21 protein-coding genes are annotated in these 20,105 nt (G+C 35.9%); 9 read left to right on the top strand and 12 right to left on the bottom strand.

The features are described 5' to 3' along the window. Positions 1–96 precede the first annotated feature (96 nt). On the top strand, positions 97–1,134 hold the full coding sequence (locus ABIQ27_RS09800) for a formimidoylglutamase (protein ID WP_348033704.1): 1,038 nt from the start codon (positions 97–99) through the stop codon (positions 1,132–1,134). A gap of 144 nt (positions 1,135–1,278) precedes the next feature. After that, on the top strand, positions 1,279–2,535 hold the full coding sequence (locus ABIQ27_RS09805; protein ID WP_348033705.1) for a DEAD/DEAH box helicase: 1,257 nt from the start codon (positions 1,279–1,281) through the stop codon (positions 2,533–2,535). Here ABIQ27_RS09805 and ABIQ27_RS09810 read toward each other — a convergent pair. The 3 genes from ABIQ27_RS09810 to ABIQ27_RS09820 all read right to left on the bottom strand — a co-directional run bounded on the left by ABIQ27_RS09810 (position 2,532) and on the right by ABIQ27_RS09820 (position 6,769). Further along, entirely contained in the window at positions 2,532–4,736 is a 2,205-nt protein-coding gene (locus ABIQ27_RS09810) for a response regulator (RefSeq protein ID WP_348033706.1), read from the bottom strand. The two genes, ABIQ27_RS09805 and ABIQ27_RS09810, sit on opposite strands and share 4 nt — an antisense overlap. Before the next feature lie 77 nt (positions 4,737–4,813). Further along, complete coding sequence (ettA, locus tag ABIQ27_RS09815; protein ID WP_348033707.1) at positions 4,814–6,505, bottom strand: energy-dependent translational throttle protein EttA; 1,692 nt, start codon at positions 6,503–6,505, stop codon at positions 4,814–4,816. A gap of 81 nt (positions 6,506–6,586) precedes the next feature. Next, positions 6,587–6,769: a CAL67264 family membrane protein gene (locus ABIQ27_RS09820; RefSeq protein ID WP_348033708.1), complete on the bottom strand. Its 183-nt coding sequence runs from the start codon at positions 6,767–6,769 to the stop codon at positions 6,587–6,589. 173 nt (positions 6,770–6,942) lie between these two features. Here ABIQ27_RS09820 and ABIQ27_RS09825 point away from each other — a divergent pair, with 173 nt between their 5' ends. Further along, the gene (locus tag ABIQ27_RS09825) at positions 6,943–7,551 is read left to right on the top strand and encodes a Pr6Pr family membrane protein (protein ID WP_348033709.1); all 609 of its coding nucleotides are present in this window, start codon (positions 6,943–6,945) and stop codon (positions 7,549–7,551) included. 36 nt (positions 7,552–7,587) lie between these two features. Here ABIQ27_RS09825 and ABIQ27_RS09830 read toward each other — a convergent pair whose 3' ends face one another. The 8 genes from ABIQ27_RS09830 to ABIQ27_RS09865 form a co-directional block, all read right to left on the bottom strand. Then, on the bottom strand, positions 7,588–8,091 hold the full coding sequence (locus tag ABIQ27_RS09830; protein ID WP_348033710.1) for a 4'-phosphopantetheinyl transferase superfamily protein: 504 nt from the start codon (positions 8,089–8,091) through the stop codon (positions 7,588–7,590). Continuing rightward, positions 8,088–8,342: an acyl carrier protein gene (locus ABIQ27_RS09835; protein WP_348033711.1), complete on the bottom strand. Its 255-nt coding sequence runs from the start codon at positions 8,340–8,342 to the stop codon at positions 8,088–8,090. Before ABIQ27_RS09835 ends, ABIQ27_RS09830 begins: the two co-directional genes overlap by 4 nt. 1 nt (position 8,343) lies before the next feature. Further along, on the bottom strand, positions 8,344–9,615 hold the full coding sequence (locus tag ABIQ27_RS09840; RefSeq protein ID WP_348033712.1) for a beta-ketoacyl-[acyl-carrier-protein] synthase family protein: 1,272 nt from the start codon (positions 9,613–9,615) through the stop codon (positions 8,344–8,346). Between the two features lie 49 nt (positions 9,616–9,664). Further along, positions 9,665–10,090, bottom strand: coding sequence for a FabA/FabZ family ACP-dehydratase (locus tag ABIQ27_RS09845; RefSeq protein WP_348033713.1), 426 nt, complete (start codon positions 10,088–10,090; stop codon positions 9,665–9,667). A gap of 1 nt (position 10,091) precedes the next feature. Beyond that, on the bottom strand, positions 10,092–11,144 hold the full coding sequence (locus ABIQ27_RS09850) for a type III polyketide synthase (RefSeq protein WP_348033714.1): 1,053 nt from the start codon (positions 11,142–11,144) through the stop codon (positions 10,092–10,094). A 16-nt stretch (positions 11,145–11,160) separates the two neighbouring features. Further along, positions 11,161–11,874 carry a methyltransferase domain-containing protein gene (locus ABIQ27_RS09855; RefSeq protein ID WP_348033715.1) on the bottom strand — a complete coding sequence of 238 codons (714 nt, stop codon included), beginning with the start codon at positions 11,872–11,874 and terminating at the stop codon, positions 11,161–11,163. Next, the gene (locus ABIQ27_RS09860) at positions 11,864–13,006 is read right to left on the bottom strand and encodes an NAD(P)/FAD-dependent oxidoreductase (RefSeq protein WP_348033716.1); all 1,143 of its coding nucleotides are present in this window, start codon (positions 13,004–13,006) and stop codon (positions 11,864–11,866) included. The genes ABIQ27_RS09855 and ABIQ27_RS09860 overlap by 11 nt, the downstream gene beginning before the upstream one ends. Positions 13,007–13,092: 86 nt before the next feature. Beyond that, complete coding sequence (locus ABIQ27_RS09865) at positions 13,093–14,370, bottom strand: amidohydrolase family protein (RefSeq protein WP_348033717.1); 1,278 nt, start codon at positions 14,368–14,370, stop codon at positions 13,093–13,095. 232 nt (positions 14,371–14,602) lie between these two features. Here ABIQ27_RS09865 and ABIQ27_RS09870 point away from each other — a divergent pair, with 232 nt between their 5' ends. The 5 genes from ABIQ27_RS09870 to ABIQ27_RS09890 all read left to right on the top strand — a co-directional run bounded on the left by ABIQ27_RS09870 (position 14,603) and on the right by ABIQ27_RS09890 (position 18,269). Continuing rightward, positions 14,603–15,616 carry a restriction endonuclease gene (locus ABIQ27_RS09870; protein ID WP_348033718.1) on the top strand — a complete coding sequence of 338 codons (1,014 nt, stop codon included), beginning with the start codon at positions 14,603–14,605 and terminating at the stop codon, positions 15,614–15,616. 139 nt (positions 15,617–15,755) lie between these two features. Then, a complete protein-coding gene (locus tag ABIQ27_RS09875; RefSeq protein ID WP_348033719.1) occupies positions 15,756–16,388 on the top strand; it encodes a hypothetical protein in 633 nt (210 codons plus the stop codon). 116 nt (positions 16,389–16,504) lie between these two features. After that, positions 16,505–17,032, top strand: coding sequence for a hypothetical protein (locus tag ABIQ27_RS09880; protein ID WP_348033720.1), 528 nt, complete (start codon positions 16,505–16,507; stop codon positions 17,030–17,032). An 18-nt stretch (positions 17,033–17,050) separates the two neighbouring features. Further along, the gene (locus tag ABIQ27_RS09885) at positions 17,051–17,491 is read left to right on the top strand and encodes an RDD family protein (RefSeq protein ID WP_348033721.1); all 441 of its coding nucleotides are present in this window, start codon (positions 17,051–17,053) and stop codon (positions 17,489–17,491) included. A 91-nt stretch (positions 17,492–17,582) separates the two neighbouring features. Continuing rightward, positions 17,583–18,269, top strand: a complete 687-nt coding sequence (locus tag ABIQ27_RS09890; protein ID WP_348033722.1) for a T9SS type A sorting domain-containing protein — start codon at positions 17,583–17,585, stop codon at positions 18,267–18,269. Between the two features lie 62 nt (positions 18,270–18,331). On the opposite strand, the gene ABIQ27_RS09895 is transcribed toward ABIQ27_RS09890, so the two are convergent. After that, positions 18,332–19,390: an NAD(P)-dependent alcohol dehydrogenase gene (locus ABIQ27_RS09895; RefSeq protein WP_348033723.1), complete on the bottom strand. Its 1,059-nt coding sequence runs from the start codon at positions 19,388–19,390 to the stop codon at positions 18,332–18,334. 290 nt (positions 19,391–19,680) lie between these two features. On the opposite strand from ABIQ27_RS09895, the gene ABIQ27_RS09900 reads away from it, so the two are divergent. After that, entirely contained in the window at positions 19,681–20,058 is a 378-nt protein-coding gene (locus ABIQ27_RS09900; RefSeq protein WP_348033724.1) for a hypothetical protein, read from the top strand. The last annotated feature ends 47 nt before the right edge of the window (positions 20,059–20,105 follow it).

A 20,105-nucleotide genomic window follows, 5' to 3' on the forward strand; every position in this document is an offset into this window, starting at 1 on the left:
GTAGTATTTTTTTTTAATTATATAATGGTACTATATTAATATAGTAACGAAAGATAAGCAATTTTATTATATTTTTGGTGAAATATTTTTTTTCAGATGGAGAATATAATTCCGTTTTCAATTACTGATTTAGCAAAAGTTACCAACCACAGAAGCGGCGAAGTAAAGTTTGGCGAAAAAATGCTAACCATTCCCAAAGGCGAGAATTGTCATGATTATTTGAAAAATTGTGAAGCACAATATGTGCTTTTTGGAATTCCGGAAGATGTTGGTGTCAGAGCTAATTTTGGTCGTCCCGGCGCTTATTCAGCATGGGAAAGTGCTATTTCGAGCATTGCTAATATTCAGCATAATCGTTTTTGTAAAGGCAGTCAAATATTGATTTTAGGCGCTCTAGATGTTTCCGAAGAAATGGAAGCTGCCAAAGATTTAGATTTCCACGTAACGGCTGACCGAAAAAAATTAAGTTTACTTGTTGAAAAAATCGATAAAGAAGTCGTTCATATTATCAGTTCTATTATAAAATATGGCAAAACGCCAATAATCATTGGTGGCGGTCATAACAATGCCTACGGAAATATAAAAGGAACAGCACTCGGATTAGGAAAACCAATAAACGCCATCAATTTTGATGCGCATTCCGATTTTAGGATTCTGGAAGGAAGACATAGCGGCAATGGCTTTTCGTATGCGTATGAAGAAGGTTTTCTAAAGAAATATTTCATTTTTGGCTTACACGAAAATTATACTTCTAAAAATGTACTCGATAATTTAAAGAAAATTGAAGACCGCGTTACGTTTAATACTTATGATGAAATTAAAGTGCGTCATCAAAAAAACTTTCCGCAAGAATTAATCAATGCATTTGAATTTATCAGAAACGACAATTATGGCATTGAAATCGATTTGGATGCTTTGCCTAATATTGCCAGCAGCGCGATGACAATGAGTGGTTTTTCGGTCGAAGAATTACGTCAGTTTGTTTACTTTTTTGGCAACCATAAAAATGCAGCTTATCTTCACATTTGCGAAGGCGCACCCGATTTAGGCGAAGAAAAAAACAACCATCTTATCGGAAAACTGATTGGTTATTTGGTTACGGATTTTATTAAATCGAGAAAGGAATTGCTATGAGCAAGTGATTAGTGAATAGTAATTAGTGAGTAGTAAAAAACCAAATAATTATCTAACTATAATTGACTAATTACTTGTAACTAATTACTAATTACTAATTCCCTATCTTTGCGCCGACTTACTACTTAACAGTAAGTATATTATATGTTATTCGAAGATTTATCATTATCCAAAAGTATTCAAAGAGCAGTTTTTGAAGAAGGATACACAAGCCCAACACCAATTCAGGAAAAAGCGATTCCATTTATTTTAGAAGGAAAAGATTTGGTTGGCTGCGCACAAACAGGAACAGGAAAAACAGCAGCTTTTGCTATTCCAATTATACATAACCTACACAGAATGGTTGGTTCATCCAAAAAAGCAAAAGTAATTCGTTGTTTAGTGGTTACACCAACACGCGAATTGGCGGTTCAGATTGGAGAAAGCTTTGACACTTATGGGAAATATACCAACATTCGCCAGATAACGGTTTTTGGTGGCGTTTCTCAGGTGCCACAAGTTGACCAGCTAAAGAAAGGCGTAGATATTTTGGTTGCCACACCAGGAAGATTACTGGATTTACACAAACAAGGTTTTATCGATTTTGACCATTTGCATTATTTGGTTTTAGACGAATCTGATTTGATGCTCGATATGGGTTTCATTAATGATGTTAGAAAAATTGTTAAACTGGTTCCAAGCAACAGACAAACATTACTATTCTCGGCAACGATGCCAATGGCAATCCGTGAATTAGCCGATACTTTTTTGAACAAACCCGAATATGTTTCGGTAACTCCGGTTTCATCAACAGCTGAAATCATTGAGCAGCAAATCTATTTTGTTGGAAAAGAAGACAAACGCGGTTTATTGTATCATTTGATACGAAATGAAAACCTCAGCAATGTTTTGGTTTTCGTCAGAACAAAACATGGTGCAGATAATGTGGTTAAAGCATTGAAAAAACACGGTGTTAATGCTGAAGCGATACACGGAGACAAATCACAAACGGCAAGACAACGCGTTTTGGATCATTTCAAGAACAAGGAAATCTCCGTTTTGGTTGCAACCGATATCGCAGCGCGTGGGATTGATATTGAAAGTTTACCTTATGTAATCAATTTCGATTTGCCTAATATTCCTGAGACTTATGTACACCGAATTGGTCGTACCGGTCGTGCCGGAAATGGCGGAATCTCGATTTCATTCTGTAGTAAAGACGAAGAACCCTACTGGAAAGACATTCAGAAGCTGATAAAGGTCAATGTAAAAATCATCAAAGATCATCCATTTCCATGGAAAGATGCTGAACCAGATCCGGATGCAAAACCCGATTTGAGAAACAAAAAGAAACCCGAAGGAAAGGAAAACAATTCAAGAAAATCGGAAGCTTCTAAAAAGAATAAAAAACGCTGGTACTAACCGGCGTTTTCTTTTGTTTTAATTTGATTGTGAATGACCTGAAACAACTTTGAAGGTTCAAAAGGCTTTACCATAATGTCATTCATTCCGGCAGAAATAGCTTGTTCTGCGACTTCCTGTTTGTCAAAAGCAGTCAGGGCAATAATCGGAATGGTTATTCCTTTATCCCTGATTTTTCGTGTAGTATCAAAACCGTTGATTAATGGCATATTGATATCCATTAATACCAAATCAAACGTTTCGCGGTCTAAAGCAACTAAAGCAGCATAACCATCATCTACAATGGTGCAGCTCATATTGCTTCCCTGAATGATTTTTTTGGTCACAACCTGATTGATTTTATTGTCTTCGACAACCAAAATGTTGTATAAATGGCTTGTCGATAAATCCACTTCTATATTATTGATAATCTCTTTTGATTTATCTTCATCAAATTCAAATCCGATGGTAAATGAAAAAGTAGTACCTACATTTTCTTCACTTTCCAAATGAACTTCACTGTTGAATAATTTCAGTAAACTTGAAACTATAGATAATCCCAAACCTGTACCTTGATAATCTTCTTCTTTCCGCTCTATCTGAACGAATTTATGAAAGATTTTTTCATGATCTTCTTTAGCAATTCCGATTCCGGTGTCTTTTATTTTAAATTCGATGAAATAGACATTTCCTTCTACTTTTTTTAAATCGGCCATGACGGCAACTTCACCGTTTTTGGTAAACTTCAAAGCATTGCTCACTAAATTCATAAGAATTTGCGACAATCGAAGTTTATCGCCAATTAAAAACTCAGGAATTGCAGTGTCAATTTCAAGTGTGAAAACGTCATTATTTTTGTCAGCTATATATTCAACTGAATTTTTTATCAGTGTAATTTCATCTGTCAAATTAAAAATCAAACTTTCCAACACGATACGCTTCTCTTCTATTTTATTGATTTGAAGGATATCATTCACAAGAGAAAGCAGATATTTAGCCGAGAACTTTAAGGATTTCAAATGTGGGCTGTTACCTAATTCTTTATGTTCGTCTAAAATAATATTGGTGATTCCGATAACTCCATACAAAGGTGTTCTTAATTCATGAGTTATGGTTGACACGAATTGTGACTTGAGTTGAGACGCTTCTTCAGCGGCTTCTTTTGCCAAAACAAGTTCTTCGTTGGCTTTTTTTAATTCGATATTAGCCTGTTCTCTTAGCTTTATATTTTTATACAAAGTCAAAAGCAGTAATAATAAAATTATCAGGATAATTATAAACAGAATAACAATTAACCTTGATTCTTTTATGCTTTTTTGATGTTTTTCGTTTACCTGTTCAACTCGTCCCAATTCATTTTTGTATTCGTCTAACTCAATTTGCACCGCTGCTTTCTTCAGGTTATCAAGCTTGTCTTCAGAATAGACAATTTTGCTTAATGAATCTACTTTTGCTTTATACTCAATCGCTTTTTGTGGCTCTTTGAAATGCTTATAATGACGAACCAGGTTTTCATAAATATTAATCAAAAAAGAGTCGAATTTATTCTTCTCTGCAATTTGCTGAGCAGTAAAATAATAATGTTCCGCTTCCGCTTTTTGATCTATACTTGTGGTATAAATACCAATCAATAAATTCATTGACATCTTGGCTTCTTCGGAACCATTAGTCAAAACTTCATCTTTGATGCCTTTAACCACCAGAATTCCTTCGTCAAATTTATCGACAGAAAAATAGGCGCTGGCTAAATTAATCCTGTCAAATTCGATTTGGGATTTATCCTTTATTCGTAAAGCATAAAACAATGCTTTTTTGTAATAGGCTATTCCTTTGTTGACATCAATTTCACTAAAGTAATAGACACTTCCTAAGTTTCCGTATATCCAGTTGTAGAGTTTGTCGTTGTTGACTTTTTTGGCGTATCCGAGTGCTTTATCATAAAATTCTATAGCCTTTTTGGATTCCGAACATTCGTTATAAATAACCCCGAGTGTATTATAGGATTGCGCGATATAGGAGTTATCATTGATTGCAAACGAATTGACCAAAGCATGTTTTGAAAGTTCCAGTGCATCATCATATTCGGATTTATTAAACTCCGTAACTGCCCTATTGAGTAATTTCTCAATGACTTCTTTCTCCTTTTTATATTCCTGCGCTACCGAAGTGGTAAAACAAAAAAGTAAAAATACAAGTAAACTAATGAAGTTGGCTTTAATCATAAGGTTGGTTCAACGCTCAAATATAAATTTTTATTCATAAAAAAATCCCGATTACGCGGGATTTTATAAGTTAATCGTTAATTTCTAATCAATTTTCTGTATTTAATTCGTTTTGGCGTAACATCACCCATACGTTTCTTCTTATTCTCTTCATACTCAGAGAAACCACCTTCGAAATAGTAGACTTCTGAGTTTCCTTCAAACGCTAAGATGTGTGTACAGATTCTATCTAAAAACCATCTGTCGTGCGAAATAACTACAGCACAACCTGCAAAGTTTTCCAATCCTTCTTCCAAAGCACGAAGCGTGTTGATGTCCAAATCATTTGTTGGCTCATCCAGTAGCAATACGTTTCCTTCTTCTTTTAAAGTCATTGCCAAATGCAAACGGTTACGTTCTCCTCCTGAAAGTGCTGCTACTTTTTTGTTCTGATCGCTTCCGCCAAAGTTAAAACGGGATAAATACGCTCTCGAGTTTACTTGTCTTCCGCCCATCATGATTAATTCCTGCCCATCGCAGAAGTTTTCCCAAATAGATTTATTTGGATCGATGTTAGAATGCGCTTGGTCAACGTAGGCAATTTTCACAGTATCACCAACGCTGAATTCTCCAGCATCAGTTTTCTCTTCTCCCATTATCATTCGGAAGATTGTTGATTTACCTGCACCGTTTGGTCCGATGATTCCAACAATTCCAGCTTGTGGCAAAGTGAAGTTTAAGTTGTCATATAATAATTTGTCTCCAAAAGCTTTAGCAACGCCTTTTGCTTCAATAACATTTGTACCCAAACGTGGACCATTTGGAATATAGATTTCTAATTTTTCGTCAAGCTCTTTTTGATCTTCGTTTAAGAGTTTATCATAATTTTGCAAACGTGCTTTTTGTTTTGTTTGTCGTCCTTTCGCACCCTGACGAACCCAATCCAACTCACGTTCTAAGGTTTTTCTTCGTTTTGAAGCCACTTTTTCTTCCTGCTCCATACGTTTTGATTTTTGGTCAAGCCAAGAAGAATAATTCCCTTTCCATGGAATACCTTCACCTCTGTCCAATTCCAAAATCCAACCTGCAACATTATCAAGGAAATATCTATCGTGCGTTACAGCAATTACAGTTCCGGCATATTGTGCTAAATGCTGCTCTAACCAAAGTACGCTTTCTGCATCCAGGTGGTTGGTTGGCTCATCTAAAAGCAATACATCAGGTTGTTGCAATAACAAACGACATAAAGCCACACGACGGCGTTCTCCACCAGATAAATGTTTGATTGGCGTATCGCCTTCCGGTGTGCGCAAAGCATCCATGGCAATTTCTAGTTTGGTATCTAATTCCCACGCACCGGAAGCATCGATTTTATCCTGTAACAAAGCCTGACGCTCCATTAATTTGTCCATTTTATCGGCATCTTCATAGACTTCGGGCAAACCGAACATATCATTTATTTTGTTGAACTCATCAAGAATAGCAACTGTTTCGGCAACACCTTCTTTAACGATTTCAATAACTGTTTTAGTATCATCCAATATTGGTTCCTGCTCTAAGTAACCAACAGTATATCCCGGTTGGAAAACAACGTCTCCCTGGTAGTTTTTATCAACTCCGGCTATAATCTTCAAAAGCGAAGATTTCCCCGAACCATTTAGTCCAAGGATTCCTATTTTTGCTCCGTAGAAGAAACTCAAATAGATGTTTTTTAATACTTGTTTATCACTTCCCTGATAGGATTTACTTAGTCTCTGCATCGAGAATATTACCTTCTTATCGTCTGACATTTTAAAGTTATTTTAAATTTTGAATTATAAATTTTAGATTATTTCAATCTGCATTCTGCAAACTGAGGACTGAACACTTTTTTACAGTCTTCCTTTTAACGAACTAAACACCCATGCATTGGCCAAGAACCCTACTCCTGTTGCGCCAAATCCCCAACCAGCGGTTTCATCATATCTGAAAGCACCAAGTGCAATAAGTATTAATCCCATGATAATCATGACTAGAGTTGCCCATCCTAAGACTGTGTTTTTATTCATTCCCATATTAAGTGGTATTTTGATTTTAGGAGAGCAAATTTAAGAAAAAATGTTGAGAGTTTTCGGTTTTATTACGCTTTGCATTTCGCAAGAATTTTTATCTTTAACAGAAAATAATAAAGTTCTGAACCTTGCAAACTCGAGGAAATGCTAACCTTACAATTAATTGAAATTACTATATGAAAAAAAACTTAGCCTTATTGTTTGCCCTGATTGGATGGTTTGCAGTAATAGCTCAACTTTTTTTAATGATTGAAAATAAAATCACGCCTATTTCAGAGGCTGTAATTAGATTTTTTAGTTTCTTCACAATCTTAACTAATATATTAGTTGCCATTTATTTTACTGGTATCGTATTTATTAAAAATTCAAATAAGTTAGTTCATAAACCGGGCGTTCTTACAGCGATAACCATCTACATTTTAATGGTTGGTTCCGTTTATCAAATCGCATTAAGAAATATATGGGAACCTCAAGGTCTGCAAATGGTTGTTGATGAATTACTTCATTCCTTTATCCCGGTTTTAGTAGTTGTGTTTTGGAGTATGTTCGAAATAACAAAACCAGTTAAATATTCGCAGATATTAAAATGGATGATTTATCCTGTAACCTACTTGATTTTTATCATGGTTCGGGGAAGTTTTTCTAACTTTTATCCCTACCCTTTTGTTGATGTTGTCACTTTAGGAATGACAGAAGTTCTTATAAATTCAGCGATTTTATTATTCGTTTTTATAGTGATTTCAGTTATTTTTCTTTTTATAGGAAAATCAATTATCAGAAGATAAAAAATCTTATGAGAAGCTGAGTCAGTCTAAAATACGTTACTTATCCAACACAACCACTCTGCCAAACCTTCCATGATGACTTTTTGAAATTGGCTTCCAGATTTTATTTTCTGAATCAAAATAATTTGGAATCCCATCGGTTTTGACAATCATGTCGAATGTGTCTATTGTTTTAATATTGTCAAAATCTCGTGAATTAACAACCGCATTTGTTTCAATATAATCGGAAGTAATTATAGTTTTTGTATAGTAAACAGTGTCGTAGCAGATTACTTTTCCCAAAATGATTCCGTCTATTTCTTCTATATCAAAACATTCTAATTGTAGTGGGATAAAAGCCCGGATTTGCGTTTGACGGTTATAGATTTTATAAGCAGCTTCTTTTCGGCTCCATAAATTCCACAATGTTGTTTCGGGGTTTTGTGAGTTTGAAATCAACACTTGTTCTTTTGGCGTAAAGAGTTTGTCTAAAAAACCTTTCCGTTTCCAGTTGCTTTCTTTTCGTGCGAGAGCCAAATCTATGATATCGTTTCCAATCACTTTTCGGCTAGTTTAGTTTCAATGATATTCAAAGTGGCTTTAACGTTCAGCATTTTTGCCATAGAGCCATCGTCAATTACAATTCCGAAAGCATCTTCTACGTCCAAAACAATATCAACCAAATTGGCTGAATTTATATTTAAGTCTTTAATGAAATCAGTGTTCTCATCAATGCTTTCAAACGCTTCTTGGTTTGCCACAAACGGTTTTACAATTGCTTTTAATTGTTCGATTATTGCTACTTTGTCCATTTCATTTATATTTTTTAAAAATCACACATCCGTTGACATCGCCAAAACCAAAGCTGGCTTTCGCTAAGATAGTAATATCTTTTTGAATTAGCTGCTGTGGAATTTTAGACACATCAATACAATCAGTAATCTCCGGATTCAAATCCTCACAGTTACTATTCGGAAAAATAAATCCGTCATAAACCTGTAGAACAGACGCTACGCTTTCGACACTTCCCGAAGCCGATAAACAATGCCCAACCATTGATTTCAATGAGTTGATATATGGAAATTCTTTTCCTTTTCTGTTAAGCGCTTCGCTCCAGTTTTGGATTTCTAAAGCATCTTTACTCGTTGCTGTCAAATGTCCATTTATAGCATCAATCTCATCCGAAATTATTCCGGCATTTGCCATTGCATCGGTTATGCATTTTTGCACCGCAATTGGATTTGGAGCTGTCATTGTACCAAGCCCACGTTGTCCGCCCGAGTTAACATTTCCTCCTAAAACCTCAGCGTAAATCCGTACACCACGTGCCAACGCTGTTTCTAAATCTTCCAAAACAAATGCTCCTGCGCCGCTTCCAGGGACAAATCCTGAAGCAGTTGCCGACATTGGTCTCGAACCTTGTTCCGGTGAATCGTTGTGTTTGAATGTGCAGACTTTCATAGCATCAAATCCGCCCCAAATATAAGGACCGCTATCACTGGTACTTCCTGCCAACATTCGTTTTGCTTGTCCAAGTTTTATGCGTTCATAAGCCATCAAAATGCTTTCCGTCCCTGTTGTGCAGGCAGAGGAATTCGTCGTCACCTGATTGCCTAAACCTAATTTTCCTCCAAGATAAGCACTCACGCCGCTATTCATTGTTTGCGCAACAGCTGTACTCCCGAGTTTTCGGGTTTCTAAATTGTCAATCTTATAAATGCTTTCCCTGAATTTTTCTATTCCTGATGTTCCGGTTCCAAAGATGGTTCCCGAATCCCAATCGGGATTTTCGTTTTGAAGAATTGGCAGGTCAGCATCTTTCCAGGCATCCATTCCGGCTATTACTCCGTACAAGATTCCGGTAGAGTTGAAATTCCGCAGTTCCAATTCGGTAAAATATTCTCTTTTGAGTTCTTCCGAGATTTCCGGCGTTCCCGATATCTGACATGAGAATTGCAGACGTTCGAGTTCTGGATTGTGTTTAATTCCTGAAATACCGTTTTTGATGGCATTGGTAAACGCATCGAGCCCAACTCCGTTTGGAGCCACAATTCCAAGACCTGTTATGACAACTCTTCTTTCCACTTGTGCTGAATTTATTTACTTCGTCAGTTCACTGCGCTCGTGTCAGTATTTATACAATCATTCCGGCAATAGTGCCGCGACAGACTTCTTCATCAGCAGCATTGAACATTTTAACCTTGCATTTTAATTTACCAAACCTGAAATACATTTTCTCTGAAACTACAGTTACTTTTTCATTTGGAAAAACCGGTTTCAAATACTCAATTTCAGAAGAGGTTAAGGCTACTTTTGATTCCCCATTAAAATCATTCCCCAACAAATATATTCCCAGACAAACAACACCAATCTGCGCCATGGTTTCGGTTAAAATAACACCAGGCGTAACTGGGTTATCTTTGAAATGCCCTTTATAAAAATCCAAATCAGCACTGAAAGTAAATGTGCCTTCTGCTCCGTTTTCATCTATGCTAATTAACTCATCCACAAAAAGGAATGGCTTTGAATACGGCAGTTTATCTATAATATTTTTATACATATCAGAATTCAATCAGTATTCGCTGCGCTGAAAAACCTGGACCAAAACTGAGCAGCAATCCTTTCTCGCCTTTCTTTGGTTTCTTATCCATTACGCGCTCTAAAACATACAAAACTGTGGCACTCGACATGTTTCCGTATTGCCTTAGCACTTCTTTTGTATCGTCTATATTTTTCCCTAAGCCAGAAAACAAATCTTCCACCGTTTGCACAATTTTTTTGCCTCCGGGATGAAAAATCAGATGATCAATATCCTTTATTTTGAGGTTGTTCTTTTCTAAAAACGGATGAATAATTTCAGGGAAATGCGACGCAATAGTATCGGGAACTTCTATATCCAAAACCATTTGCAGACCGCTATTCGTAAGCTTAAAACCCATCATATGAATTGCATCGTAAAAGTGATACATATCTTCGGCTATGATTTTCGGACCTTCATCATCTTCGTGGGAAGACAGCAAAACACAAGCTGCGCCATCGCCAAAAATAGCAGCAGAAATAATATTGGGCATCGAATAATCATCCAATTGAAAAGTTGCTGTTGGACTTTCCACCGCAATAACTGCGGCACGTTTTCCGGGATTTGCCTGCAGAAAGTTCTTTGCGTATATCATTCCGGATATTCCAGCCGCGCAGCCCATTTCGGTAACGGGTAATCTGACAATGTCCTGACGGAGTTTGAGTGAATTAATCAAATAAGCATCAAGTGACGGAATCATGATTCCAGTGCAACTGACGGTGATTATATAGTCGAGTGTTTCAGGTTTCCAGTTGGTTTTTTTTAAAGCATTGTCCAGGACTTTTTCGCCAAGAGAAATAACTTCCCTGACATAAATATCGTTGCGTTCTTCAAAAGACATATTAGTAAAGACTTCCACTGGTTCCATAATGGAATAGCGTTTGTCTACCATTGCGCCTTCGAATATCTTTTTTACTTTTCGGATAAAACGTTCATCCTGCCCGGAAAGCCAGCCTTCCAAAAGGGGTATGATTTCTTCTGTCGTTCGGGAATATTTTGGTAATTCTTTTGCAACGGCCGTTATTTTGACACTCATTTAGTTGTTTTGATACTTAATTTGTATTGATAATCCACTGATAACGAAATGCCCATTTCCATTCTATCGAATATTTTTTGAGATGCAGTTTTCTTGAAAACTGTTCCAGCTCGGGTTTTTTGAATCCTCTTAAAATGGATACTAAACCATCTTCTCTCGACATATCATTCAGCCTCAAAGTAAAACATAATGCCTGAAATAAGCGATAGGAAATACCGCTTCTTTCCAAATCATTGATTACGATTCCCATTTTGGCATTGGCTTTAAAAACTTTTAGCAAGTTCATGATTTCGTCATCCTTGAAATGATGGAGTGTTAAGGTACATAAAACAATGTCATATTCGAGATTTTCAAATGATTTATCAAAAATATCTTCGCATCGATAAGTGATATTCGGATAATGACTGGACAGTTTTTTAGCATAATTAACCGAAAATTGATTGGCATCAATTCCAATTAACTCACATTTGATATCATTCCCTTCTAGATAATCAGCCACAATTCGAAGCATATCGCCATTACCGCAACCAACATCAACAACAGTGATTTTGTCTTTGGCTGGGTGTTGTTTAAGAATGTTTTTTACACCCTGCAGCGTGAGTCTATTACCGCCTAAAAACTGATTGATTTTTGCGATTTTGTCTAAAGCGTCTTTGAGCTTGTCGCCTTTCATGTCAAAATTGTCCATGAGCTCAGGTTCATTGGTTCTGTAGGTAGTTTTAATGAACATAATATAAATTTTTAGTTAAGTATTTGCCATGTGTTTTTTTGATAATTGCAGTTAAGAGAGATGGGAATACAGTCAAAACGCTTAGTGTGGCATCCGAAAGTTTTGGTTTTTGCAGTAATGCTGAAAGCCATCTTCCTATTCGTAAGCGTTGCCTGAACTTATGATTCCATTCCTGCGTATAGCGATTTTCTAATTCCTCTCTTGACTCTAATTCCTTTCTCAAATATTTCGCCACTAAATCTGAGGCCATCTTGGCGCTGTGAATTGCCATAGCCATTCCGTTTCCACATAAAGGATGAATCAAACCGGCAGTATCGCCTATCATTAAAATATGATTGTCAACAGCGTGTTTTGGGGCAAACGATATCTGGCTGATGGTTAATGGTTTTTCCGAGACCAAAGTCATCGTATCGAATATTTCTTTTAGATTGGGATTCTTAGCAACCACTTTTTCCTGATATTCCTGCACATTTTTATAGCTTTTGAAACTATCATAATCGGCTAAATAACAAATATTGATTTTGTCGTTTTCAACTTTGGAAACACCACAATAACCACCTTTAAAATTGTGCAGCCCAACAACATCATCTGGAAAAGCTCCTGTATAATGTGCTTTGACTGCCAGCCATGGCGATTTGTGTTTGATAAAATCACGTTGCATTTTCTGGTCGATGGCCGAACGTTTACCAAAAGCTCCCAAAACAATTGTGGAGTTGTATACTGTTCCGCTGGAAGTGTTGACAATAAAGGCATCCTCTATAAATTCTACATTCTCAACCGAATCCTGAATGACTTTGCACCCATTGGCAATCGCTTTTTGATATAAAAAATTATCGAGCGCATAACGACTGACGCCAAAACCGCCTAAGGGCAGCGGCGCCGTAATGTTTCTCCCGCCGGTAGTAGAAAAATGTATTTTGGTAATGTGTGTTGGATATAACTCGTTCAAATCCAGCTTTAGCCAACTGAGATAAGGCAAAACTTCATTTGAAATGTATTCACCACAAACTTTGTGTTTTGGGTAAGCATTTTTTTCAAAAACAGTGACCTGAAATCCCAGTCCCGACAAATGAATGGCAGCTGTTAGACCTGCCAGACCTCCGCCTGCTATTATTACTGTACTATTTTCCATGGACAGTAAATTTATGGAATAAGCATGTTAAGAATTTATATAATTATGGGTAACATTTTATATAATTACAATAAAAATTTATAAAATTATTGTTTGTAAACAACTCCTTCTTTCATCACAAAAATTACGTTGGTAACTGTTGAAACATCTTGCGTTGGATCATCATTTGTCGCAATGATATCGGCAAGAAAACCTACTTCTATCGAACCTAATTGCTTGTCCATGTCTAGCAGCATCGCATTTGTGATTGTGGCACATTGCAGAGCTTTCATAATTGGCATTCCCGCTTCTGTCATATAGATGAATTCGCGGGCATTTAATCCGTGTTGGAAAACTCCGGCATCGGTTCCGAAAGCGATAGGAACTCCTCTTTTATAAGCTTTGGCAAAAGTTCCCTTAATCTTTGGTCCAATTGCCAATGCTTTTGGAACTACAATTCCGGGATAGTAACCAGGTTTTTTGGCATTCTCTTCAACGGTTTTTCCGGCTGTGATGGTTGGCACTAAGTAGCAGTTGAGTTTTATCATCAGGCTCATAGTGTCATCACTCATTTCGGTGCCATGCTCAATCGTTTTTACTCCGGCACGAACAGCTCTTTGCATACCTTCATCGCCGTGAGCGTGAGCGGCTACTTTCATTCCGTAGTCTTTGGCTGTGGAAACAATTGCTTCTATTTCTTCCATTGTAAATTGTGGATTTCCGGCACTCTTGGCAACACTTAAAACACCGCCAGTTGCTGTTATTTTTATCCAGTCAGCACCATTTTTATAACGCTGGCGAACCGCTTTTCGGGCATCATCAACACTATTAACAACACCTTCTTTTGGACCCGGATCACCCACTAAATTTTTTTTGTATCCGTTTGATGGGTCGGCATGACCACCGGTTGAAGCCAATGCTTTTTCGGCAGTGAATATTCTTGGACCGATTACTTTTCCTGCGTTGATAGCATTTCTTAATGATACATTGACACCAGTTCCACCTAAGTCTCTTACGGTTGTAAAACCAGCTAATAAAGTTGTTTTTCCAAAAGCTTCAGCATCATACGCAATATCGGCATCGTTGAGTGTGAATTCTTCTAAGTAAGCAGTTGGGCTGGTTTCTCCTTCAAGATGTACGTGCATGTCAATCCAGCCGGGCATTACGGTTTTGGTTTTGAGGTCGATGACTTTATCGGTTGTGTTTGTTGGGTTGATAAAACCGTCCTGAATGCTTTTGATAATTTTATCTGAAACGATTATGGTTTTGCCGGTTAGCACTTTCCCGTTTTTGGTATCGATAAGTTTACCACACTGAATGTAAGTTTCCTGGGCTTGGATTGTTAATGCTGTAAAGAAAAAGGTGAAGAGTAATATTTTTTTCATGGTAAGTTGGTTAGGATGATAAAGATAGGGAATAATTGTGGATTTGGTTATTCGGTTATTTGGTTAAGAGAACCTTGTCGATGGCTGAGTTTTTATTAGGAATAATTTTATATCTTAGCTTATATTACGTAGCGCAACTTTCACTTACATATCTATTTTTCTAGGGCTTTGCGAATGTTTGTTGCGGATATACAAGTTAGGCACAATTACTTACACCACTAGATGAAACGATATGCGTAAATTAAAAGAAGATTTTATAAGAGAAATTATAAAAACCGTAACAGAGGAATATGAATTTGAAGAATTAAATTTTGTAAAGAAATCTTCAAATAATTCTGAAGAAGTAGAAATTAAAACCATCAGCAAAGGAATTTTCAGAAATCCGGGAGGTCATTTAGGAATATTTTGCAAGTTTATCAAGCCATCCGAATTAAAGCCTGCCTTAAAAGCTTACCTACATAATAGAATTCCTGTAAAACATTTATATGAAGGGGAAAAATATTTATTATGCTCAACCGAGGAAAATATTTATTCATTCAGTATTGAATTCTATAAAACGATAACCAAAATAATAAACGAAATTGATTTTGAAATACCGCTGGAAAAAAGAGATATGTTTATTGGAATTGATAAAAAGTCTAATTTAAGAGTTTTTATTATTGAAACAGAAATTGCTGACTTTGCTATTGCAGTTTTACTTAGAGATAATCCTGAAGAAGAGGAAAGAGTAATACTAAGTAAAAAGCTTGAAGAATCACAACCTTTTTTTGAATTCAAAGCTCCTATCCATTTTAATTGGGACAAGCTCATCGGAGATAAAGATAGACAGTTTGAAAGAATATGTGAACTATTACTTCAAAAGGAGCAAAACATTTCAAAAATAATCCCAATTGGAAAAACGAGAGCTTCAGACCGAGGAAGAGATTTCGATGTAATTGAAAAAATTGAAAATCTTGGAGAAATTACAGAAAGGAAATGGCTAGTTCAATGTAAATATTCTGAAAATAGTATTTCTCCCTCAGCTATTTCAGGTTGGACTGATCGAGTTATTGAACATGATTATTATGGCTACTGGTTAATGACAAACAATGATATGACGCCAAATTTATTTGACCAATTCAAAGATGTTGAAAAAAATGAAAAGTATGGGATTAAAATTAAATTTTGGCAAAGAAGTGATTTTTACATAAAACTTAATGTCAACTCAGAATTATTTCTCAAGAATGACATTTTTCAAATAGATTAGTACTGCCTACCGGCAGGCAAGTTGCTAATTTTGCGGTAAGTTCACGTTCGCGTTTCACAAGAATTTTTATCTTTAACAGAAAATAAAAAGTTCCGAAGTTCACAACTGACGATAAGCCGCGGAACTTTATAGCCAACCAATGAGACACTACATTAACATCACAATTTTATTTTTTTGGACGACTTTATCGTATGGACAAATAGAAGTTGTGCCCCGAAAAGACAATGAGACCATTGAACAATTTGCTGAAAGACAAAAACCAGAAAATTCAACTTTGACACATAAAGTTTTAAAAACAAAATGGAATGGAAATTCTGTCATTGTTTCACTTTACGACATTACATATAAATTGCCCGTACAAAATGACCCAGACCAACAGACATATCATAAAATTGAAGGATATGTTTTTTCTCAACTGGATAAAAACACTTACAGTAAAGTAACTTTTGGAATCATAGATTCGGAAGGTGGTAATCCAACTATTGAAACTGTCTTCTTTGCAAATACTGATAAGGACAAGGCAGAAGAGTTAATTGTTATAGCTTCTTGGAAACAGAGACATTATGATATTACCGGAACGCTTTACGGAACATACGTCTTTGATAACGAAACGATAGAGAAAACACTCGATTTGAAATTTCTTGAAGAAATAAGTAAAAAGCTTGATGGAGGTTGTGAATGTACTTGGAGTGATGAAACAAACAAAAAGGCAAAATTTAAAACTGCATTAGAAATTAGGAATGAATTAATTCGACTGGGATATAAACAATAACAAAACTTACAACGAATAATTGGCTGCCTATAACAGCCGTTTCACGCAATAGCTCATTTAGTTTTTCTTAGAAATTACAAAGTTGAACTTTTACTTATCTTTATAAAAAAATCAATATGAAAAAAGGACTATTCATTCTTATCTCAATTTTGGCATTAAGCTGTAACAGCGATGAAACTAATCTAACCGATAAGACTGCTATTAATTTAGTCACTGGAGTTAATTTCAGACAGAACTTTGACGATTTGCCATTACAACTTGGAAATCCTAATGTTTTAGTAAACGACAGGTTTTTAATTTATCCTAATCCGGCAAACGAAACCTTTTATATTGTTGCTCAGGAAAATGTTACAGATGTTTGGATTGTGCCTGCAAATCCGGAAAAAATTTATCAGGATGAAGACTTCAGCATTGTTTTGAACACAAATTCATACACCGAACAATCAATTGATCCAAATTCAGATGTTTCACTTAGCGGATTATCTTCAGGCAATATTAGTATGGATATAACAACTCTTGAAAAGGGATATTATAAGGTGTTCGTTAAAATCGGTGGAGAAATATATTGGGATAATTTGTATAAATACGAAAATGGAGGAAATAACGAAGAACAAATAGCGGCGATACTTAATTTTTGGGATTAACCGCAAACATAAAATCACATGGAACATACAAAAACAAAACCACACACAGCCGCTAGATTTTTGGCTGGTTTTATTGATTATGCTATCATTTTTGCTGTAACAGTTTATCTAATTGTTCTTATCGGCAAAAAAAAGGCAGATGGCGAATACGAAATAGCCGGATTAACATTGTTGATTCCTATGCTGTTTTGGGCTTTTATGACAATCGGTCTGGAACAACTATTTGGTGTCACACTTGGCAATGGAATTGTTGGTCTGAAGCCAGTTCAGGAAAATCTGCCTGGCAAAATTTCTTTGGAACAATCCTTCAAAAGACACTTAATGGATCCTGTCGATATGTTTTTCTTTGGATTGGTTGGTTTTATTACAATTTCAAAAACACCAAAAAACCAGCGTGTTGGCGACCTTTGGGCAGAAACGATTGTTGTAGATGCAAATCAGATTTTTACTGAAGAATAAAAAACGTGGCGCAAAAATGAATTTTTTCATTGATAAATTTCTTACCTTAGCACAAGCTTAAAAATAAATCAGTCACTTAAATCTACAAAATATGAAATATTTACTACTCTTCGTTTCAATACTTTGCGGCGTAAACTGTTTTTCACAAGACCCAAATCCACAGTTATTTCAAACCTGGTATTTACGATTTGTTCAGACAAATGATTTCGCTCCCGCATATACAATTTCGGCAGTTGATCCGCCCATCGCACCAACTCTGACTATTTCTGCTGATTTGAGTTTTAGCGGCAATGGTGCCTGCAATACATTCACCGGTTCGTTTGCCACTATGGATGCTTCTGATTATATGCCTGGTACATTTTCTGCGACTTTAGCGATTTGTGGTCCCCAAATCCATAACTCAGTTGAAGGTTCCTATTTTTATTTTTTGCAATCACCAGGATACTATAATATTTATACTGAAGGTACTGGACGAGTTTTGATATTTGGCACGCCACTCTTTGGGCAGGCTATATTCCAAAACTTTCCTCTTAAAAATAAGGATTTTAGTTTAGAACAAATAGCAATTTATCCAAATCCAACCAGCTCCACAGTTTTTATAAATTCGAATCAAATACCGATTTCAAAGGTTCAGGTCATTAATTCATTAGGACAAAATGTAAAAACTATAAATCAAGGTTTTGAAGCTATCGATATTTCTGAATTATCTTCGGGAATATACGTTTTAGAAATTACCACAGACCTTGGAACAATAAACAAGAAAATCATCAAAAATTGATTTAGATTCAATAAATAAAAAAGGCGTTCCAATGGAACGCCTTTTTTATTTATATAGCAATGTTATTTCTTAAGCGAAGTCATATCAATCACGAAACGATATTTCACATCGCTTTTCAGCATTCTTTCATAAGCTTCATTGATTTCCTGCATTTTGATAACTTCTATTTCAGAAACGATGTTGTGCTTACCGCAGAAATCGAGCATTTCCTGAGTTTCGGCAATTCCTCCAATTAGTGAAGCAGCAACTGCTTTTCTTCCCAATATCAATGGAACAGTATTCAAAATAGGTTCTAAACCACCTAAATAACCAACGATAACCAACGTTCCGCTTATAGCTAATGTTCCAACATACGGATTCACATCATGTACATAAGGAACGGTATCAATGATCACATCAAATTTTCCTGCAACCGAAGCCATCTGAGCATCATCTGTAGAAATTATTACAGCATCTGCACCCAAATCCTTTGCATCTTTTTCTTTTTCCGGTGTTCTGGAAAACAGTGTTACATCGGCACCTAAACCTTTTGCCAACTTTATTGCCATGTGTCCTAATCCACCAAGACCGACAACGGCAACTTTACTTCCTTTACCAACATTCCAGTGACGTAATGGAGACCAAGTCGTGATTCCCGCACAAAGTAACGGAGCAACTGCAGCCAAATCTAAATTAGCCGGTACTTTTAAAACAAAGTCCTCATCAACAACAATCTTTTCTGAATATCCGCCATGTGTAAATCCACCTAAATGCTTGTCCTGACTGCCATAAGTTCCCACCCAACCATTTAAACAATATTGTTCTAAATTCTGTTTGCAACTACTGCATGTTCGGCATGAATCTACAAGACAGCCTACCGCTGCAAAATCGCCAACTTTTAATTTGCTTACTTCACTTCCTACTTTGGTTACTTTCCCAACAATCTCATGTCCCGGAACTACAGGATAAGTAGTCCAACCCCAATCATTTCTTGCCGAGTGTATGTCTGAGTGACAAACACCGCAGTATAAAATTTCAATCTCAATGTCTTTAGGCAATGCTACTCTGCGCTCAATATTCATTTCTTTCAATGGCGCTGTGGTACTGTCTGTACCGAATGCTTTTACGTTTGTTGTTTCCATTTGTGTTGTTTTTGATTTATTTTAAAGACAATAAATTTAATCTATTTTATTACAGTTTAGACATTAGAAAAAATTAAAGTAAAGTTAAAGTTGTTGTGGTTTGGAGTTGTAGTTTGTAACTTTAACATAACAAATTCAGAATTATATGAATATGTAAAAGAAGCGAAAGACGGGAGTGTTTCGCTTTTTTTATTGTTCAAAATTCTGGAATAAAAAAGTTTCCTGTCACTTTATTTCTGAAGACAAAAAAATTGTGGCGCATTTTTTGTATTTCGAGGAAAAAAAATTCTATGAAAAAATTCCTTTTTATACTGATGTTAACTTCAGGAGTTTATGCTCAGCAGGAAGTATTCAATGTACAACAATATTGTGTTGATGTCAAACCTTTCAAAAAAGGAGAATGTGATATTTCCGGAAACGAATATTCCTTTGTGTTTTTAGATACCAAAAAAAAGGATGTAACGTTCTTTTTTACCGACACCAAACTAAAATATAAAATTATGGAATCTCATGTAGATGAATTGAATTCTAATTTTATGTGGTATGATTTAGAAAATGAAAAAGGAAAGATGGATATGAAAATCAATAAACAAAAAACAAAAATTGAATTTATTGATGCTTCCAATCATATCTATCTGACTGTTGGTAAATCAACTAAATTAGAATAGCCTGATAAACAACTGTAGCTTTCGCTCTTAATCCTCAAAATAAAAAC

It is taken from the genome of Flavobacterium sp. (assembly GCF_039916025.1).
Lineage (GTDB): Bacteria > Bacteroidota > Bacteroidia > Flavobacteriales > Flavobacteriaceae > Flavobacterium.

Excerpts from the sequence above, each read along its gene's own strand:
- ABIQ27_RS09800 (WP_348033704.1), top strand. The coding sequence starts at position 97 with ATGGAGAATATAATTCCGTTTTCAATTACTGATTTAGCAAAAGTTACC.
- ABIQ27_RS09805 (WP_348033705.1), top strand. The coding sequence starts at position 1,279 with ATGTTATTCGAAGATTTATCATTATCCAAAAGTATTCAAAGAGCAGTT.
- ABIQ27_RS09810 (WP_348033706.1), bottom strand. The coding sequence starts at position 4,736 with ATGATTAAAGCCAACTTCATTAGTTTACTTGTATTTTTACTTTTTTGT.
- ettA (WP_348033707.1), bottom strand. The coding sequence starts at position 6,505 with ATGTCAGACGATAAGAAGGTAATATTCTCGATGCAGAGACTAAGTAAA.
- ABIQ27_RS09820 (WP_348033708.1), bottom strand. The coding sequence starts at position 6,769 with ATGGGAATGAATAAAAACACAGTCTTAGGATGGGCAACTCTAGTCATG.
- ABIQ27_RS09825 (WP_348033709.1), top strand. The coding sequence starts at position 6,943 with ATGAAAAAAAACTTAGCCTTATTGTTTGCCCTGATTGGATGGTTTGCA.
- ABIQ27_RS09835 (WP_348033711.1), bottom strand. The coding sequence starts at position 8,342 with ATGGACAAAGTAGCAATAATCGAACAATTAAAAGCAATTGTAAAACCG.
- ABIQ27_RS09845 (WP_348033713.1), bottom strand. The coding sequence starts at position 10,090 with ATGTATAAAAATATTATAGATAAACTGCCGTATTCAAAGCCATTCCTT.
- ABIQ27_RS09850 (WP_348033714.1), bottom strand. The coding sequence starts at position 11,144 with ATGAGTGTCAAAATAACGGCCGTTGCAAAAGAATTACCAAAATATTCC.
- ABIQ27_RS09855 (WP_348033715.1), bottom strand. The coding sequence starts at position 11,874 with ATGTTCATTAAAACTACCTACAGAACCAATGAACCTGAGCTCATGGAC.
- ABIQ27_RS09860 (WP_348033716.1), bottom strand. The coding sequence starts at position 13,006 with ATGGAAAATAGTACAGTAATAATAGCAGGCGGAGGTCTGGCAGGTCTA.
- ABIQ27_RS09865 (WP_348033717.1), bottom strand. The coding sequence starts at position 14,370 with ATGAAAAAAATATTACTCTTCACCTTTTTCTTTACAGCATTAACAATC.
- ABIQ27_RS09870 (WP_348033718.1), top strand. The coding sequence starts at position 14,603 with ATGCGTAAATTAAAAGAAGATTTTATAAGAGAAATTATAAAAACCGTA.
- ABIQ27_RS09875 (WP_348033719.1), top strand. The coding sequence starts at position 15,756 with ATGAGACACTACATTAACATCACAATTTTATTTTTTTGGACGACTTTA.
- ABIQ27_RS09880 (WP_348033720.1), top strand. The coding sequence starts at position 16,505 with ATGAAAAAAGGACTATTCATTCTTATCTCAATTTTGGCATTAAGCTGT.
- ABIQ27_RS09885 (WP_348033721.1), top strand. The coding sequence starts at position 17,051 with ATGGAACATACAAAAACAAAACCACACACAGCCGCTAGATTTTTGGCT.
- ABIQ27_RS09890 (WP_348033722.1), top strand. The coding sequence starts at position 17,583 with ATGAAATATTTACTACTCTTCGTTTCAATACTTTGCGGCGTAAACTGT.
- ABIQ27_RS09895 (WP_348033723.1), bottom strand. The coding sequence starts at position 19,390 with ATGGAAACAACAAACGTAAAAGCATTCGGTACAGACAGTACCACAGCG.
- ABIQ27_RS09900 (WP_348033724.1), top strand. The coding sequence starts at position 19,681 with ATGAAAAAATTCCTTTTTATACTGATGTTAACTTCAGGAGTTTATGCT.